Origin of the sequence: Bacteroides sp., assembly GCF_028690125.1 — a bacterium.
Lineage (GTDB): Bacteria > Bacteroidota > Bacteroidia > Bacteroidales > Bacteroidaceae > Bacteroides.
In genome coordinates this window covers 1-17,172 of sequence record NZ_JAQVBV010000012.1, presented here as the reverse complement: position 1 = coordinate 17,172, position 17,172 = coordinate 1, and the positions used below count along the sequence as shown (strand labels likewise).

The following is a 17,172-nucleotide window of genomic DNA, read 5'->3' as shown; positions in this document are numbered from 1 at the left end:
AATCATGTTAGTTTCAATAATTATTCCATCATATAAACCTGAAAAATGGATTTGGAAATGCTTGGATTCTATAAAAGAACAGACACTTTCGAAGAATCTATTTGAGATTATAATTGTATTAAATGGATGTAATGAGCCATATCAAACCCAAATAAAAAAATTTATAAATCTATCGCTATACGATTATAATGTAATATTAGTTCAAACTGATAAAGGAGGAGTTTCCAATGCAAGAAATATTGGTTTAAATATATCGAGTGGTGAATATATAACTTTTATTGATGATGATGATTATATTTCATCTACATTCCTTGACGAATTATTAAAAGAATCAATAAATAATGATATTATTATATCAAACACATTCTCATTTGATGATGTAACGGGGCAAATAGATGAGAACTATGATATTCATTTAGCTTTTAATAAATTATGTCATGAGGTGAAAACTATTAATAATACAAGAAAATTTTTTTCAGGACCGGTAATGAAGTTGATTCATAAATCAGTTTTAGAAGGTTTCACATTCGATGAATCGTTTAAAAATGGTGAAGACTCACTCTTTATGTTCTTGATTTCTAAAAATATAAAACATATTGGGCAATCATCTTCATTTGCAATATACTTTAGACGTAATAGAGTTGGTAGTGCTGTGTCCCGTATGTTGTCGCGTAAGTATGTTTTACAAAATAGAATTAAATTAATTTATGAATATACTAAGATTTATTTTGGTGATTTTGGGAAATATGATACATGTTTTTATATGACAAGAATTTTAGCAAGTATAAAGGTAATTATACAATCTATAAAATGAATTGTAATGCTTTAATTTCAATTATTACTCCAAATTATAACTGCGAAGAGTATATAGGGAGGACTATTGAATCAGTATTATCTCAGACATATCAGAATTGGGAAATGCTTATTCAAGATGATTGTTCAACAGACAAAAGTATAGAAATTGCTATGTCGTACGCAAAAAAGGATTCTAGAATAAAAATTAAGATAAATACCCAAAGAAGCGGTGCTGCTATAACTCGTAATAATGCAATAGAACGTTCAAAAGGAGAGTATCTTGCATATCTTGATAGTGATGATATTTGGCTTCCAACTAAGATTGAAAAGCAGTTGGATTTTATGATAAAGAATAATTGTGATTTTTCTTTTGCTTGTTACGAACATATCAGTGAAGAGGGGAAATCACTTCTAAAACAGGCTCAAGTAATCAAACATCTGACATATAACAAAATGCTCATGCACTGTTGGCCTGGATGTCTAACAGTGATGTATAAGCAGAATTTGAATCACAAGATTTATGCAGAGGATATCAAGAAAAATAATGATCATGCTTTGTTTTTGCGTGTGTTGAAATATTGCAAGAATGCGATGGGGATGGATGAATGTCTAGCTCTCTACAGAATTCGTAAAGGGAGTATTTCTCGTAATAAATGGAAAGTACTTAAAACATTCATAATGGTTGTCCATCAATTCGAGCAAAAGAGTCTTTTATTTGCACATTGGTGTGTTTTTACCCATATGTTTGTAAAGGCCTTTTTTAAATACAAAAAAATTCAATCTAAAGAATCTATACTTCATATTCTCAAATAAACTTAATATGAATAATTTATCTTCTTCCCCTAAAGAATGTGAAGAAACGTTGATTTCGTGGCTATATCGGAAGATATATCATAAGGAACCACCGTATTATTGTTACTATTCTCTTGCTATTATCATTGGTAAACCCATCAGAAAATGGTTCTCTGCCGTACTAATACCAACGATTCCATTTAACAATCTTCGTGTGTGGTGCTACCGTCGGTGTGGATATAAGATTGGTAAGAATACCTTTATCGGAATGCGGTGTTACTTAGATGATATGTGCTACGATTTTATTGAAATTGGGGATAATGTGACCATTTCTTATGGTGTCTATTTTGCGTGTCATGGTAGAGGTCAGGGACATGTGAAGATGGTAATTAAAGATGGTGCGTATATTGGAATGCGGACCTCAGTGGTGGCTCATCAGAAATTAGGTTTGATTATCGGAGAAAAAGCGATTATCGGTGCCAATTCGCTAGTAATAAAATCAGTTCCTGACGGGGAGATCCATGCTGGAGTTCCTGCTAAACGCATAAAATAATAGATTATGTTTTATAAATTTATTTTTGACCGACTGGCTGCGTTGTTCGGTCTATTGGTTTTGTGGCCTGTATTTCTTGTGGTTTGGGTATTGATTCGAGTGAAAATGCCGGACGGTCCAGCTATTTTCAAACAAAAGCGAGTAGGTAAGGATGGCAGGTTGTTTACTTGCCATAAATTTCGTTCGATGACGATAAAGCATAATGGTTCTACGGTGAGTGTAGCTGGTGATAGTCGTATCACTCCGCTGGGGACAAAGTTGCGTCATTATAAGATTGACGAGTTACCTGGTTTATGGGATGTGATTATAGGTAATATGTCGTTTGTTGGTCCGCGTCCTGATATATCAGGTTATGCCGATAAATTAACAGGGGATGATCGTATAGTGCTAAAACTTCGTCCCGGTATCACTGGTCCTGCTACACTGAAATATCGACTTGAAGATGAAATGATTTCGGAGTATGTTGCTGAGAAACAAAAAGCTAGTGATACTCGTACAGTTCGAGAAATTGCAGAAGAATATAATGATCTGGTGATTTATCCTGATAAGGTACGCATCAACAAGTACTACTACGAGCACTACTCATTCATCAAGGACATTCAGATTATTTTCTGCACATTGTTTGATAAAAAGATGGAATATAATGGAGAAATGATTTGATTTTATACATAAACGATTTATTGTAAATATGTTGTACAAACGCATTTATCTTTGCCTAGCTCATATGAGTGGCAATGAACAGAAATTTATTCAAGAGGCTTTCGATACAAACTGGGTTGTGCCTCTTGGTCCTAATGTAAACGGATTTGAAGAAGATATTAAACAATATGTTGGTGGAGACCATGAAGTGGTAGCACTGAGCGCAGGTACAGCGGCTATACATCTCGCACTAATAGCTTGTAGTGTAGTACCAGGGGACGAGGTTCTGGTACAGAGTTTCACATTCTGTGCGTCATGTCACCCAATCAAGTATCTTGGTGCAACACCTATTTTCATTGACTCCGAGCCCGACACTTGGAATATGGACCCTATGCTATTAGAACAAGCTATTATTGAACGTATTGAAAAAACTGGAAAAAAACCCAAGGCTATCATTCCAGTATATCTCTATGGTATGCCTGCTAAACTTGATGAGATTATGGAGATTTCTCGCAAGTATGACATACCTGTAATTGAGGATGCTGCTGAAGGGCTGGGGTCTCGTTATAAAGGAAAAGTATGTGGTACTTTTGGAAAGTATGGTGTTTTCTCTTTCAATGGAAACAAGATGATTACTACTTCTGGTGGTGGTGCTCTCGTTGTACCAACTGCAGAAGATAAAAAAGAAATAATGTTCTATGCTACCCAGGCTCGTGAAGCATATCCTTACTATCAACATGAATATATTGGCTACAACTATCGCATGAGTAATATTTGTGCAGGTATTGGTCGTGGCCAGATGACTGTAGCAGAGGTTCATGTGAATCATCACAAGCATATTCAGGCTCTGTATGAGGAACTTTTGAAAGATGTGAAGGGTATCCACCTGCATTGCCAACCGACAACTGGCGAGTATGATAGTAACTATTGGCTTTGCACTGTTACAATCGATGAAAATGTACATATGAAAGGTCAAGAAAATGCTTATACAAAAGCTATCACAGCTGCAGTTGGTGGTGCTGCTGGCGTCACTCATGCAGGTAGTTCAATTCACACAGATTGTGAGCCTAATGCAAATGTTGAGGCACTACGTATTTTTATGGATATGAAAGGTATCGAATGCCGTCCATTGTGGAAGCCTATGCATAAACAGCCCGTTTACAAAGACTGTCCTGCATACCTAAATGGAGTTTCGGAGGCTTTGTTCAAGGTCGGTTTTTGTCTTCCTGCAGGTCCTTGTGTAACTGACGAAGATGTGAAGTATATTGTTGATTGCATTAAAGAGGCTATAACTGAATAGTTTTTAATCAATAGTAATTATGAAAAAGTGTTTTTTCTATTTGGGTAAAATACTAGTATTCTTATTCATCCCACAGTGGTGTTTGAATAAATCTAATAATAAATAATAAAGTCAATATGAAAATAGCAGTTGCCGGAACAGGTTATGTGGGTTTATCAATAGCGACATTACTATCTCAGCATCACGAAGTGATGGCTGTAGATATAGTACCTGAAAAAGTTGATAAAATTAATAATCGCATATCACCTATACAAGACGAATACATCGAAAAGTATTTTGCAGAAAAGGAGTTGAAACTTGTTGCGACTCTTGATGCGGAAAAAGCATATAAAGATGCTGATTTTGTCATTATTGCTGCTCCTACCAATTATGATCCGAAGAAGAACTTCTTTGATACATCTGCGGTAGAAGCTGTTATTAAATTAGTGATACAGTATAATCCTAATGCGATTATGGTGATTAAGTCTACAATCCCAGTAGGTTTTACTGTATCTGTATGTGCAAAATACCTCTCTGACAATATAATATTTAGTCCAGAGTTTCTTCGTGAATCAAAAGCCTTATATGATAACTTGTATCCTTCACGTATCATTGTAGGTACCAATATGGATAGTCCTAGATTAGTTGAACGAGCTAAGGTATTCGCTGGACTACTCCAAGAAGGAGCTATCAAGGAAGAGATTGACACTTTGTTTATGGGTTTTACAGAGGCAGAGGCTGTTAAGTTATTTGCTAATACATATCTTGCTTTGCGTGTGTCTTACTTTAATGAGTTAGATACTTATGCGGAGATGAAAGGTTTGAATACTCAGCATATCATTGATGGAGTGTGTCTTGATCCTCGTATTGGCACTCAGTACAATAACCCTTCATTTGGATATGGAGGCTATTGCTTACCAAAGGATACCAAACAATTATTAGCTAATTATGAGGACGTTCCTCAGAACATGATGTCGGCTATTGTAGGATCAAATAGAACTCGTAAAGATTTTATTGCAGATAGAGTGCTTCAAAAGGCTGGATATTATTCATATTCAGAACCGGGTTTCAATGTGGCTAATGAGAAAGGTTGTACTATTGGAGTTTACCGTCTTACGATGAAAGCAAACTCTGACAATTTTCGCCAGAGTTCAATACAAGGCATAATGAAGCGTGTTAAAGCTAAGGGTGCAGCTGTTATTATATATGAACCAGCACTTGAAGATGGAACAACATTCTTTGGAAGTCTTGTTGTTAATGATTTAAATAAATTTAAATCTATGTGCAATTCCATTATAGCAAATCGTTATGATTCACTCTTGGATGATGTGGTAGATAAAGTTTACACTCGAGATGTTTTTAGAAGAGATTAAAATAACCTAATAAGCAAATGAATCCCTTGCAAAGCACGAGGAATATATATCAAAAGGATGATTATCTAAAGTTCTTTTCTTAATATAAATCTTTAAGCACTTATTGTACGGCTCTTGAAATTATTATCTTCGTCCGTTACTTTTGTGTCATAATTTTAAAGCTATAATTTTATGAACATGAGTGAATTTTACAGTGACTTTTTGCTTCGTTATCAAACGGAGGCCGCTCCCCGAAAAATCTCTATCAATGTTTATTGTATTTCAGAGGGTATTTAACATCATAATTTTATCAAGTGGTATCGTGAAAACGTGAAGAACGGTCGGGCTGAGATTGACAATAATACTGCGGAGTGAATGATGAAGCCTATCTGTTTAGGTCGCAAGAATTATTTGTTCTGTGGTTCGGAGCAAGCAGCCAAGAATACTTCCTTGATTTACTCAATTATTGAAAACTGCAAGATAAACGGGCTTCGTCCTGTTAAATATATTGCGGATGTTTTACGAAAACTAGTATCCAGTATACCGATTACATGGCACTTGTGCCAATGAATATTGCAAAATAGCTTAAAGTTTAATCAAAAAAATAGCTTAATGTGGGCTATGATATTTGCAAGGGCATTATAGCCATACAGTGTCTGTGTACAGGAAAAACATAACGGATATAATCGATGTTATGAGTAAGAAAAGATTAGGTAAGTCTAATACTTTTTTGTAGTTTTGTGCAAAAGATAGTCGATATGGAAGATTTGCAGCGATTATATCCTATAGGGATACAAACATTTTCGAAGATTCGTGAGGGTGATTACCTCTATATTGATAAAACGGAATATGTTTATCGCATGACGCATTCTGCATCTAGCTATATGTTTCTGAGTCGGCCCCGTCGTTTTGGAAAGTCATTGCTTACCTCTACGTTACATAGCTATTTTTCCAGTCGCAAAGATTTGTTTCGGGGACTGGCAATGGAGAGGTTGGAGAAAGAATGGATAGAGTATCGGTGCTAAACTTTGACATGAGTATGGCAAAGTATGTAGATAAAGAGAAGCTGGTTAATCTGTTGGACGTGGTGCACGAACATGAGAATTTGGGCGTATTATTGGATCGATTATCAGGGAGCTATCTTTAGAGATTAGATAACCGTTCTTCTGAAATCAAATAAATAAAGGCGGTCAATTGACCGCCTTTGTCATATATGTAAGAATAAAAAATATTTATCCTCATCATAAATCCGTGTACTCTTTCACACAATTAAAACACGGACACTCCTTCATCGGATTCAAATCATGATGTCCTACAATCAACGCCTTCGGAAATCTTCTTCGTAATTCACGTAGCAAGGCCAGCAAAGAACCTTGTTGCGCCAGCGTGCGTGTATCTTTGGGCAGTCCGTCAATATCTAATCCTCCTTCGTAGCAGATCCCGATAGAGTGTGCATTGTGATTCAGACAATGTGCTCCGACTTTTTCCAGGGGACGTCCCCGGTGGATTTCTCCATCACGTGTGATGTAAAAATGATAGCCGATATCACGGAACCTCCGATGACGGATATGGTCTTCTCGGCAAGCCTCCGCCGAGAGGGATTTTCCCTCCGGCGTGGCACTGCAATGAATGATGAGTAGAGTGATGGTCCGCATAAGCCTACATACAACTCTGTACGCCTATCAATCCTCCGATAGCGGTAGCGATAGTAATGATGACTTTAACAATAAGGCTCCATTTGGAGCGAGGTGACGATGAACTACTCATGTGCTTTGATTTTTAAGTGAATAAGTTTTTAAGTTGAAAGGTTAAAGAGTGGGATCAGGAGATTCGCCTTCATCCGGCTTAGGATCGGGAGTGGAACCGGAATCATCTCCTCCGGTGGTAGTCGGTTTCTGATACTCAGTTTGCTGCTTCAACTGGCTGTTAAGTTTCAAATTGGTGGTTGATAGATTACCGGTAGCTCTGGCTTTGAGCCGCATACCTGTGATGTTTTTCTCCAGTGAGAAATCTTCCAGTGTTTCGGCCGCTTTACTGCGGATTCCCACCCCAAAGATTGCCAGATCGTCAATTTTTACATTCTTGCCATCGAGCAACAATTCTTTGATACAGCCTACCATGTCCGTGAGTACACCTTTGATGACGCCACTGGAATACGGCGTGTTGTGTTTGGACATATGTTCGGCTAGCTTGGCTAAGTCAAACGTTTCGTCGGCTACCGAACGGGCGAACCACTTACCTGCGTTCACTCCTTTCTTTTGTTGGTTTTGATAGATTTTGTAACGAATCATAAAACAATAAAATTTAATGGTTAAACATCTTGTCCCGGAGATTTCTCCCTTTGGACGATACAAAGATAACTCACTGGAATTCGGGAATGTCGGTTATGTTCTGTTATGATCTGTAAGAGTCAGTTATAGTCAATTATAGTCCATTATTCCAGGTGGATAATGTTGCGAATGTGAATATATTTTGCTATTTTTGTGACTGTAAATCAGAAACATATAAGTCATGATAGAATTCAAAATACGCGCTTATGGCCGCATGGAACTTGCTCAACTTTATTCTCCCGAACTGACTAGTATTGCCGCTTACCGGAAAATGAATAAATGGATTACTCGATGTCCCGGACTTCAACAACATCTTTACGACTTGGGATATCAACCACAGCGGAGATCTTATACCCCGTTGGAAGTAAGGGTGATTGTAGATGCACTGGGCGAGCCGTAGAAAGCTATGCTTTGCGTTGGCTAAAGCATAGCTTTATGACTTCTAAAGCTTTGCTTTAGCTCCTGCAAAGTATGGTGCTATTTTGTAGTGACGCAGGTACAGTAGGTACACTTTTCCCGGGCCTCCCTAGCACGCACATACGCGTGTGCGCGCGTAAGTACCTTTACCGTCCACACTGGTAATTAATCCGCGCTTGATCGAGCGTTTTAGCCAGGTGAGAGCTGTGTTGGGCTTGATTGCCATTTTTTCTGCCACTTCTAGCACCTGTCTACGGGTGAATTCGTTGCCCAGGGCTTCGAAAAACGCATCGCGGTCGGCATTCGTTCGATGGCTGACTTCGGTGGAAGGAAGAAAGGACAATATATGCGTGGCATGACGATAGAGGGGCGTTATAAGCCCTAGTACAGCTTTAAAATCTTCGGGAGTGATGGTTACATCCCAACGGGTAATGATGTTATCTTTGATGTTGTCGGCAGCGATTTCCTTGTCCGGAGTAAAGTTTGGGTTGCCGGTGGCTTGCAAGTGATAGGGGTCGGGGTTCTCGAGGGCGCGCAGCGTGGCTACCTCAGCCATAATGCGGCACGTATTGATGGCGAGACGTGCTACGGAACTGCTCATTTCATTGCCGTTGGCAATGTCTGAACGGTTGAATAGGTTGGAAAAATGTTGATTGAATTCCTGTTTCTGCTTGTCGGTGAAGCGGAGTGTGTGAATACCATGTTTTTTCAGTAGCTCTAGTTTCTCTTTCCATTCCAGCCCCATATTCGTGAAGGTGGTTTCCAGATCCGTCTCGTCCTTGTCGAATTGATTGATCCATATCTGTATGCCGTACATATAGTAGAAGATTTGGCGTGAAAGGAGACCGTTTTCTGATGAAGGAATGAGTGATTTAACTTGTGCAGGCGTTCCTGAGAGTAAGACGGAAAGAAAGCTCTTCTTTACCTCCCGGTATTCCCGGTCGGTGCGACGGTTATATGACAATCGGTCGTGGTCGAACGCCTTGCGGAGTGTGTCGCTCCAGTGTCCGTACTCTGAACCGATGGCGGTAGAGATGGTGTCTGCTTCGGCCTCGCAGATAAAGCCTGTTCCGTTGGCATCCATAATGTTTTGCAGGATTCCTGTACCGGTGTTGTTGCCTGAGATAAGAAACATTTTGTTTTTAGGCATTTCAGGAGCACTTGTTTTGCCACGTTCCTTGCCCATCACGTCGTAGGCTGCTTTTTCTTTTTGGTAGTTTTTCATATCTTCTTCTGTTTGCTGGCGGAGTTGGTCGTGAATAGGTTCTACGAGCAGGCGAACGAAAGAAAGAATTCCCTTTCCGGAAGCTGGAGGAGCCACAATGAAGGTCTGTAGGCAAGGTGATTGGTATTTTCCGGCATAAGGACATCTTACATATCGTTCCATGCTGGCACCTAAGGCAGTTAATGATCCGAGTAAAAGAATATCATGTTGTGCGGCGGTGGTTCCGTAGCTCATAATACGCATTAAGAATTCTGGCCAGTCTGCCGTGGGAAAAGTAGGCAGTGGCTGTTGGGGTTCACTGCCGGGCAGTAGTTCTTCTGTTTCACTTTCGTCCTCTGTTTCTTTATTGCTTACCTTATTATATACGTGCGCGTGTGTGAGATTTTGGTGGGGTGAATTTTCTGTACCTACTGTCCCCATTTGGTTGTTTATCGCTTTTTCCGCGGGGAATTCTATTCCTGCCATTTCGGACAGATGAAATACTGTGCCTAAGTGTATGTCTCCATGCTGCTTGAGGAGTGCGTTGGAGAATATCTGTTCGGCGTGTTCATGTTGATACTTGGCCGACAATCGGCATAGACGATGGAAAAACTCACGTCCGGCTTCACCGCAATCTGTTGCGATGGCAAATGCTAATTGTACATACTCGGCATAAGTAGGGGCAATATCGGTCCCGGCTGTTTCTACCACTTCGGTGAGGTGGCGTAAAGATTCAATGTTGTTCATTTTTTTAATGATTGATAATAATTTGAATTTTGTAATTCGCTATTGATAAAATTTATAATTTTCGAAATAATGCTTCCGGATCATGACTAAGGAAACAGGCTCTTACGATGTCTTTTCCTGAAATGTCTACTCCCTTAGCAGGCGTATTGGAAGGAAGCTCAGTTTTCGAGCCATAGGTTAGTTCCACATATTGCATCGCCCAGATCATGTTTTCTGTAACATATTTTATTTCATCATCCCGCTTTATCGCACGGTAGGGTACGAATGCTTTCACACCCCGACCACTGGGACTGATGAATGTGAGCACCGGACACAGGAAAGGGTCGTCGAACAGCGCATGACGCATTTCTACTGCTTCCTCATAGGATTCCAGGTGATCTATATCGACTATCACTAAACCGGAAGATGATACCAAACACTTTCCATTTCGACGGGTGAATATGCCGCAAGGGGTTACGTAAGGCAGTAGTGAAGATTTGGCTGCCCGCATATCTGCTGCGCCACGTACTTGTTCGGTCAATACTTTGAGGTCTTCGTTACAGGTAATCATCTGGTGTATCTGCTCTACTGATACTTCGCAAAAGGGAATCAGTGTGGCAGGAGTGACAGTCCGTCCCCGTTCATCTCTTATCGGAGCAATGGGTGACATAAAATAGGACATCTTAAATTTGTCTACTAAAATATTAGTCATTAAATTTGTTGTTTTATTGGTTAAACTTACTATTGCTTTGTTTTTCAAAACGTGCTGCAAAAGTATTATAAACCCAAAGGATGTGGTTCGGACATATCCGAACCATTGTTAAAATGTTTAGTGTATGATTGTATTTTTTAATAATTTAATAAGAAAAGAAAATGAAAAAAAAATATCACCATTATGCCTTAGGACTTTTTATCGAAGAAATACTAAAAATTGATCATGTGAATATTTCAAAAATGTGTTGTGAAATAGACATGAGTAAAGAAACTTATGAGAAACTAAAAAAAGGGATGATAAATGTTTAAACTTTTACGAGCGCATTCTTAATTATTACTATGAACTTCTTACGGAAGAAGAGTTTTTGCAAAAAACACATGAATGGACTTTACGCTATATCCGGTGTAAAAAGGAATGTGAACATTTACATGAGGAAGATCGGCAATTGAACAATGGATGAGGGGGTATCTGATGACGTTATTTAAAAACATTCTAAATAATTTGCGTGCTAAAAAGTTATGAATTATCTTTGCCGAAAATTAAGAGAGTTATGCGTTTATCTGAGTTAAGAACGGGTGAAAAGGGTGTCATTGTTAAGGTGCTGGGACACGGCGGTTTTCGTAAACGTATTGTGGAGATGGGTTTTATTAAGGGTAAAACCGTTGAAGTATTACTGAATGCTCCACTTAAGGACCCCATTAAATATAAGATTCTTGGTTATGAAATATCTCTCCGTCGGCAGGAAGCTGAGATGATAGAGGTGGTAAGTGAAGAGGAAGCTAAAAGAACTGCTATCGATTCTGCTTATCATGAAGGGCTGGCAGAGGATGTATCCGTCAAAGAAGAAGACTTGAAGCGGGCTGCTTTGGGAAAACGCCGTACGATTAATGTTGCTTTGGTGGGGAATCCGAATTGTGGTAAGACTTCTCTTTTTAATCTGGCTTCCGGTGCGCACGAACATGTGGGAAATTATAGTGGCGTGACTGTTGATGCCAAGGAAGGTTATTTTGATTTTGAAGGTTATCATTTCCGGATTGTCGATTTGCCCGGGACCTATTCGTTATCTGCTTATACTCCGGAAGAAATTTATGTCCGCCGGCATATTATTGATGAAACTCCGGATGTTATTATCAATGTAGTCGATTCTTCTAACCTGGAACGTAATCTGTATCTTACAACGCAACTTATTGATATGAATGTCCGCATGGTGGTGGCTCTCAATATTTATGATGAGCTGGAAGCCAGTGGAAATGATTTGGATTATCACCTGCTGAGCAAGCTCTTCGGGGTGCCTATGGTGCCTACGGTTTGTAAGAAGAATAGGGGAGTGGATACGTTGTTTCATGTCGTCATTAATCTGTACGAAGGGATTGATTTCTTTGATAAGCGTGGGAAGATGAATCCGGAAGTATTGAAGGATCTGACGGAATGGCACGATTCTTTGGAGGATCGTAAGAATCATGAAGAGGATCATATGGAGGATTATGTGCACAAACATCCTTCTTCCGGACGTGTGTTCCGGCATATTCATATCAATCATGGTCCCGATCTGGAGAAAGCGATTGAAGCGGTCAAAGAGGAAGTGTCTAAAAATGAATTTATCCGTCACAAATATTCAACTCGTTTTCTTTCTATAAAATTATTGGAGAATGATCCCGATATTGAACGGTTTGTTCATTCATTGCCTAATGGGGCAGAGGTCATTCGTGTCCGTGATAAAATGGCTAAACGCATTCAGGAGACAATGAATGAAGATTGTGAATCTGCCATAACCGATGCTAAATATGGTTTTATCAGTGGGGCATTGAAGGAGACATTTACTGATAATCACTTGGAACAGGAACAGACGACGAAGGTGCTCGATTCGATTGTTACCCATCGTATCTGGGGGTATCCTATTTTTTTCCTTTTTATGTATCTGATGTTTGAAGGGACATTTGTATTAGGCGAATATCCGATGATGGGGATTGAATGGCTGGTAGAGCAGCTTGGAAATCTGATTCGTAATAATATGGGTGAAGGTCCATTGAAGGATATGCTGATTGATGGAATTGTCGGTGGAGTAGGCGGGGTAATTGTCTTTTTGCCCAATATCCTGATTCTTTATTTCTGTATCTCATTGATGGAGGATTCCGGTTATATGGCTCGTGCTGCTTTTATTATGGATAAGATTATGCACAAGATGGGATTGCATGGAAAGTCGTTTATTCCTTTGATTATGGGATTTGGTTGTAATGTCCCTGCTATTATGGCTTCCCGTACTATAGAGAATAGGAAAAGTCGCCTGATCACGATGCTGATTAATCCATTGATGTCATGTAGTGCCCGGTTGCCTATATATTTGTTGTTGGTAGGAGCCTTTTTCCCACATTCAGCAAGTTTGGTATTGTTGAGTATTTATATGACGGGTATTTTGCTGGCGGTTTTGTTGGCCCGAATATTTAGTAAATTTCTGGTGAAAGGAGATGATACTCCGTTTGTAATGGAACTTCCTCCGTATCGTATGCCAACAGCGAAATCTATCATCCGTCACACATGGGAGAAGGGTGAACAATATCTGAAGAAGATGGGAGGTATCATTATGATTGCTTCTATTATTATCTGGTTCCTCGGATATTATCCGAATCACGATGGGTATGAAACTGTAGCAGAGCAACAGGAAAATTCTTATATCGGGCGGATTGGGCAGGCAATTGAACCTGTTATAAAACCTTTGGGATTTGATTGGAAATTGGGTATCGGATTGATATCGGGTGTGGGAGCAAAAGAATTGGTGGTGAGCACATTGGGCGTTTTATATGCTGGTGATGCTGATGCTGAAGAAGTTAGTTTGGCGGACCGTATACCGATTACTCCATTGATTGCGTATTGTTATATGTTGTTTGTGTTGATCTATTTCCCGTGTATTGCAACTTTTGTGGCTATTAAACACGAATCCGGCAGTTGGAAGTGGGCACTTTTTGCAGCGGGGTATACTACGATTTTGGCTTGGGTTGTTGCATTTGCTGTTTATCAAATTGGAGGATTGTTTGTATGAGTAATTGGCAGGAATGGGTAGTTGGTTTATTAATTGTACTCTGCGTTATCCGTGTATTTTATGGGATTTTTCTTTTTTTTCGTCGGACAAAAGAAAATACTAATCCTTGTTCAACTTGTGTAACTGGTTGTGAACTAAAGGATATGATGGATAAGAAGCGAAAAGAGTGCGAAACAAAGAAAAAAAGTACAAAGAAAAATTGCTGCGGATAGTTGGTAATTTCAAAATTTGTACTACCTTTGCAACCGCAAACAGGAAAAAATGGTTCCTTGGATGAGTGGCTTAGTCAGCGGTCTGCAAAACCGTGTACGGCGGTTCGAATCCGCCAGGAACCTCAAAGAAACCTCTGAAACTACTTATAATAAGGCGTTTCAGAGGTTTTCTTTTTTGGAGGGGGTGCAAATAGGGGCGGTAAGCTAAGTTCTTTAGAATGGCAAATCATCATCAAGCGGATTATTCTTAGTTTCAGTTTCTTCTATCCGAATAAAGTTATCATCCCAATCTTCTTGCTTAATATATTTTAGCTTTCCTTCTTCAAAAAGGCTATCTTTAATATAGATTTTCTTAACGATTTTACTATTGGGACGATTAGAAGTCCTTTCCCAATGCGATTCAGATAAATCCTCAACTAATTTATACCCTCTGGCATTAAAAAGGGCTGCAAGGTCAGTGACGCCTTCTATGTATATATTGTAATTTACCCCCAATGCTTGCTTAATTCTATTGACGATTGGGTGGCTAACTCTAATAATGCGATTTATTTCCTCATCCTTACCTTGGGATTCTTCTTTTAAGTAATCCACCATTTCTCGCAAAGTTTTTGCAGTGCTTTCAATGTCTTTAATGACAAGAGCTTCTTTTACCCTCTTGCTCTCTAACATAAACTGCTTGAATAAACCTGCAAATTGTTCCTTCAAATAACCTGTAATGTCTTCAGCAGTTTCAAATCCTTTGATATTGTTGTTATGCGGCAAGGCTTTTATTTCCTCGATAAACTTATAAATATTTACATTATCAACATACTTATAGACAACATCCTTATTATTTTTATTCAGAATATATGTTTCGTATTCGGTAAATACATTTTTATCAATAAAAATAAAAACTTGTTTATCCTCTTTTAACGCAGTCTTCCCTTCAAGCTGAGAGACTGAATATTCTTGCTCTTTTTCTTTAGAAATTCCAGAACTTCCATACCTACTCCCAATAATTGAAACAAGAATATCTATATTAGATATTTCTTTATAGCAGTAATTTTGAAGAGCTTCCTCTTTTCCATAGGGGATATCACCTTCTTCATTTCTTACAGGTTCATATCCTAAACTTTCTAAAAACTTATCAAGTTCTACTCTAATTTGTCGCAAGTCATAAAATGTAGAGCTGATAAAAATTCTTGGTTTTGCCATATATTTGTAGATTTATTTTTTTTGCAAAAATAGTGATATTTATGAAGTTATCTAATTTTAATCAATACGAATATCAAATAGGATTAGCCTGCCCATTTTTCAAAAGAAACAAGGCTTTTGGGTATTTCATATTTCTCCTCCTCTATCTCAAATATTTCGAGAGAATTTAAAATATGCATTTTCGGGTATTCTATTTTATTCATCTATTGCTTTTCTGTTTTAATTTTTGCCATATCCTTATATTTTAAGCATTTGAACAATCTTTATTATCATATTCTTTATGAGTGCCAATCCATCGGATAAATACCTTTTTAGCGGTAAACAATACTATTGCAACCAGTCTATAATCATTACCTTTTATATTAAAGACATATCTATCCTATATTCAAACTTTTTGTTTACTGCAAATATTTCGCGAACAAACTCAGGCTTAATCGATAATAATACTTTCATTTATTTTACCTCTTGATATTATATTGTTAAACTGCTCATCTGTTAATTCGAAGAATCCCCAGTAGTTATCGGTACTTAATCCGACTTGCTCAATCAATTCGTTTCTGGTAATTCTTCTATTAAATGCATCATTATAAGTCATTTATGTGTTTTATATTTGTCGGGATTGTCCGGAGTATCAGGTGTACCTTCAGGCGTCTTATTCTTTTCGAATCCGTTCTTTCCCTGTTTGACTCCGGTTTGTTCCATTGCGATTTTCAAGAACTCGTTTTGATGAAGGTTTATTTGGACCCAAAGGAATTGAGGATCTTCTTTTAAGGTTAATTCGATATTCAAATGCTTCCATTCATGTTTCGGAGCTTGGGATTAGCTTGTAATTGAGGAGCTATTAATAGGTTTTTCAAATACTCAACTTACACGCCTATAGTCATTCGGCGATACCCCAGTTACTTTTTTGAAAAGACGACTTAGATGGTGGGGGTACTTAAATCCCAATATATAGGCAATTTCACTAACAGAACGTTTGCCTTCGGAGAGGAGTTCTTTTGCTCGTTCAATAGTTGTCAGTTGGATATATTCTTGCGCCGATTTGCCTGTCTCTTTTTTTATCAGATCCCCGAAATAGTTGGAAGAGAGATGTAGCTCTCCAGAACACCATGCCACAGAGGGTAAGCCGAATTGTTGCGGTTTATCCGAATTGAAATAATTGCAAAGTAAATTTTCAAATCTACTTAACAGGTCACGATTCACAATCTCACGAGTAACAAACTGACGATCATAGAAACGCACACAATGATTGAGCAACACCTCTATATTTGCCGCAATAATCTGTTTGCTGTGTTTGTCAATAGCATGTTCCAACTCCTCACGGATTTCGTTAAAGCAGTTGATGACGATTTGACGTTCACGTTCAGACATATGCAGAGCCTCGTTCGACTCGTATGAAAAGAATGTGTACTCTTTCATCTGCTTGTCAAGTGATGTGCCACGTAGTAGGTCTGGATGAAACATAAGTATCCACCCATGTGGATTGAGGGTTTCTCCATTATCATTATTACCTGCAACTTGTCCGGGAGCAACAAATACAAGTGTTCCCTCCCGATAATCATACTGATTGCGACCATACAACAATGGACCGCAATGAAGTTGTTTAAGAATTATGCAATAGAATCCAAAATTCTTGCCGCTGTGACGGATTACCTCCAATTGCGACATATCAACAACGCTTACCAACGGATGAAGGGTTTCCACTCCTAATAGTTCGTTGTAGTCTTGCACCGAATCTAATTTTATAATCTCTCCCATATATTTTCCAGTTTACGTATTTAACGTTTTACAAAGATAGTGAGAATCTCGCAAAGATAGGCAAAATCAGGAAGAATAGAGTAAGTGTTTGGTAATTAGAATTGTTTAGCGTTGTTCCGCTATATTCTTCTGGTAGGCTAAATGGAAGAATATAGAGCAGTTAAGCGAA

20 protein-coding genes, 1 tRNA gene and 2 pseudogenes are annotated in these 17,172 nt (G+C 38.5%); 13 read left to right on the top strand and 10 right to left on the bottom strand.

Annotated features, from left to right (window positions below; genetic code table 11):
- Positions 1-4: 4 nt before the first annotated feature.
- The 8 genes and pseudogenes from PHO71_RS09880 to PHO71_RS09845 all read left to right on the top strand — a co-directional run.
- Positions 5-814: a glycosyltransferase family 2 protein gene (locus tag PHO71_RS09880; RefSeq protein ID WP_300202464.1), complete on the top strand. Its 810-nt coding sequence runs from the start codon at positions 5-7 to the stop codon at positions 812-814.
- Positions 811-1,608 carry a glycosyltransferase family 2 protein gene (locus tag PHO71_RS09875; RefSeq protein WP_300202462.1) on the top strand — a complete coding sequence of 266 codons (798 nt, stop codon included), beginning with the start codon at positions 811-813 and terminating at the stop codon, positions 1,606-1,608. Before PHO71_RS09880 ends, PHO71_RS09875 begins: the two co-directional genes overlap by 4 nt.
- A 7-nt stretch (positions 1,609-1,615) precedes the next feature.
- A complete protein-coding gene (locus PHO71_RS09870) occupies positions 1,616-2,140 on the top strand; it encodes a DapH/DapD/GlmU-related protein (protein WP_300202459.1) in 525 nt (174 codons plus the stop codon).
- Positions 2,141-2,146: 6 nt separating this feature from the next.
- Complete coding sequence (locus PHO71_RS09865; protein ID WP_300202456.1) at positions 2,147-2,800, top strand: sugar transferase; 654 nt, start codon at positions 2,147-2,149, stop codon at positions 2,798-2,800.
- Between the two features lie 28 nt (positions 2,801-2,828).
- Positions 2,829-4,079 carry an aminotransferase class I/II-fold pyridoxal phosphate-dependent enzyme gene (locus PHO71_RS09860; RefSeq protein WP_300202453.1) on the top strand — a complete coding sequence of 417 codons (1,251 nt, stop codon included), beginning with the start codon at positions 2,829-2,831 and terminating at the stop codon, positions 4,077-4,079.
- A 116-nt stretch (positions 4,080-4,195) separates the two neighbouring features.
- Positions 4,196-5,431 carry a nucleotide sugar dehydrogenase gene (locus PHO71_RS09855; protein WP_300202450.1) on the top strand — a complete coding sequence of 412 codons (1,236 nt, stop codon included), beginning with the start codon at positions 4,196-4,198 and terminating at the stop codon, positions 5,429-5,431.
- 354 nt (positions 5,432-5,785) lie between these two features.
- Positions 5,786-5,980, top strand: a complete 195-nt coding sequence (locus PHO71_RS09850) for a transposase domain-containing protein (RefSeq protein ID WP_367279892.1) — start codon at positions 5,786-5,788, stop codon at positions 5,978-5,980.
- 188 nt (positions 5,981-6,168) lie between these two features.
- Positions 6,169-6,518: pseudogene (locus PHO71_RS09845) on the top strand (AAA family ATPase); the annotation flags it as partial.
- 133 nt (positions 6,519-6,651) lie between these two features.
- On the opposite strand, the gene PHO71_RS09840 reads toward PHO71_RS09845, so the two are convergent.
- The 3 genes from PHO71_RS09840 to PHO71_RS09830 are packed head-to-tail and all read right to left on the bottom strand — an operon-like array spanning position 6,652 to position 7,701.
- On the bottom strand, positions 6,652-7,065 hold the full coding sequence (locus PHO71_RS09840; protein WP_300202447.1) for an N-acetylmuramoyl-L-alanine amidase: 414 nt from the start codon (positions 7,063-7,065) through the stop codon (positions 6,652-6,654).
- A gap of 4 nt (positions 7,066-7,069) precedes the next feature.
- Entirely contained in the window at positions 7,070-7,177 is a 108-nt protein-coding gene (locus PHO71_RS09835) for a smalltalk protein (protein WP_300202444.1), read from the bottom strand.
- 41 nt (positions 7,178-7,218) lie between these two features.
- Complete coding sequence (locus tag PHO71_RS09830; protein ID WP_300202441.1) at positions 7,219-7,701, bottom strand: DNA-binding protein; 483 nt, start codon at positions 7,699-7,701, stop codon at positions 7,219-7,221.
- A 220-nt stretch (positions 7,702-7,921) separates the two neighbouring features.
- Here PHO71_RS09830 and PHO71_RS09825 point away from each other — a divergent pair, with 220 nt between their 5' ends.
- A complete protein-coding gene (locus tag PHO71_RS09825; RefSeq protein WP_300202438.1) occupies positions 7,922-8,140 on the top strand; it encodes a DUF4248 domain-containing protein in 219 nt (72 codons plus the stop codon).
- Between the two features lie 126 nt (positions 8,141-8,266).
- On the opposite strand, the gene PHO71_RS09820 is transcribed toward PHO71_RS09825, so the two are convergent.
- A complete protein-coding gene (locus PHO71_RS09820) occupies positions 8,267-10,108 on the bottom strand; it encodes a DUF3987 domain-containing protein (RefSeq protein ID WP_300202436.1) in 1,842 nt (613 codons plus the stop codon).
- A 52-nt stretch (positions 10,109-10,160) separates the two neighbouring features.
- Positions 10,161-10,799 (bottom strand): BT4734/BF3469 family protein, encoded by a 639-nt coding sequence (locus PHO71_RS09815; protein ID WP_300202433.1) that lies wholly within the window; start codon positions 10,797-10,799, stop codon positions 10,161-10,163.
- A gap of 161 nt (positions 10,800-10,960) precedes the next feature.
- Between PHO71_RS09815 and PHO71_RS09810 the strand changes: the two genes are divergently transcribed.
- From PHO71_RS09810 to PHO71_RS09795, 4 genes are all read left to right on the top strand, one after another.
- Positions 10,961-11,110 carry a hypothetical protein gene (locus PHO71_RS09810; protein WP_300202430.1) on the top strand — a complete coding sequence of 50 codons (150 nt, stop codon included), beginning with the start codon at positions 10,961-10,963 and terminating at the stop codon, positions 11,108-11,110.
- Between the two features lie 242 nt (positions 11,111-11,352).
- The gene (gene feoB, locus PHO71_RS09805) at positions 11,353-13,839 is read left to right on the top strand and encodes a ferrous iron transport protein B (RefSeq protein WP_300202428.1); all 2,487 of its coding nucleotides are present in this window, start codon (positions 11,353-11,355) and stop codon (positions 13,837-13,839) included.
- The gene (locus tag PHO71_RS09800) at positions 13,836-14,051 is read left to right on the top strand and encodes a hypothetical protein (RefSeq protein ID WP_300202426.1); all 216 of its coding nucleotides are present in this window, start codon (positions 13,836-13,838) and stop codon (positions 14,049-14,051) included. Before feoB ends, PHO71_RS09800 begins: the two co-directional genes overlap by 4 nt.
- 51 nt (positions 14,052-14,102) lie before the next feature.
- Positions 14,103-14,174, top strand: a tRNA-Cys gene (locus PHO71_RS09795).
- A 90-nt stretch (positions 14,175-14,264) separates the two neighbouring features.
- Here PHO71_RS09795 and PHO71_RS09790 read toward each other — a convergent pair.
- The 5 genes and pseudogenes from PHO71_RS09790 to PHO71_RS09770 all read right to left on the bottom strand — a co-directional run bounded on the left by PHO71_RS09790 (position 14,265) and on the right by PHO71_RS09770 (position 17,003).
- Positions 14,265-15,245 carry a DUF4062 domain-containing protein gene (locus PHO71_RS09790; RefSeq protein WP_300202423.1) on the bottom strand — a complete coding sequence of 327 codons (981 nt, stop codon included), beginning with the start codon at positions 15,243-15,245 and terminating at the stop codon, positions 14,265-14,267.
- 244 nt (positions 15,246-15,489) lie between these two features.
- Positions 15,490-15,624 (bottom strand): annotated as a pseudogene (locus tag PHO71_RS09785) (type II toxin-antitoxin system HigB family toxin); the annotation flags it as partial.
- Between the two features lie 51 nt (positions 15,625-15,675).
- Positions 15,676-15,840: a hypothetical protein gene (locus tag PHO71_RS09780; protein ID WP_300202420.1), complete on the bottom strand. Its 165-nt coding sequence runs from the start codon at positions 15,838-15,840 to the stop codon at positions 15,676-15,678.
- Positions 15,837-16,034, bottom strand: coding sequence for a hypothetical protein (locus PHO71_RS09775; protein ID WP_300202417.1), 198 nt, complete (start codon positions 16,032-16,034; stop codon positions 15,837-15,839). The genes PHO71_RS09780 and PHO71_RS09775 overlap by 4 nt, the downstream gene beginning before the upstream one ends.
- Positions 16,035-16,106: 72 nt before the next feature.
- Positions 16,107-17,003 carry an AraC family transcriptional regulator gene (locus PHO71_RS09770; RefSeq protein ID WP_300202414.1) on the bottom strand — a complete coding sequence of 299 codons (897 nt, stop codon included), beginning with the start codon at positions 17,001-17,003 and terminating at the stop codon, positions 16,107-16,109.
- Between the last annotated feature and the right edge of the window lie 169 nt (positions 17,004-17,172).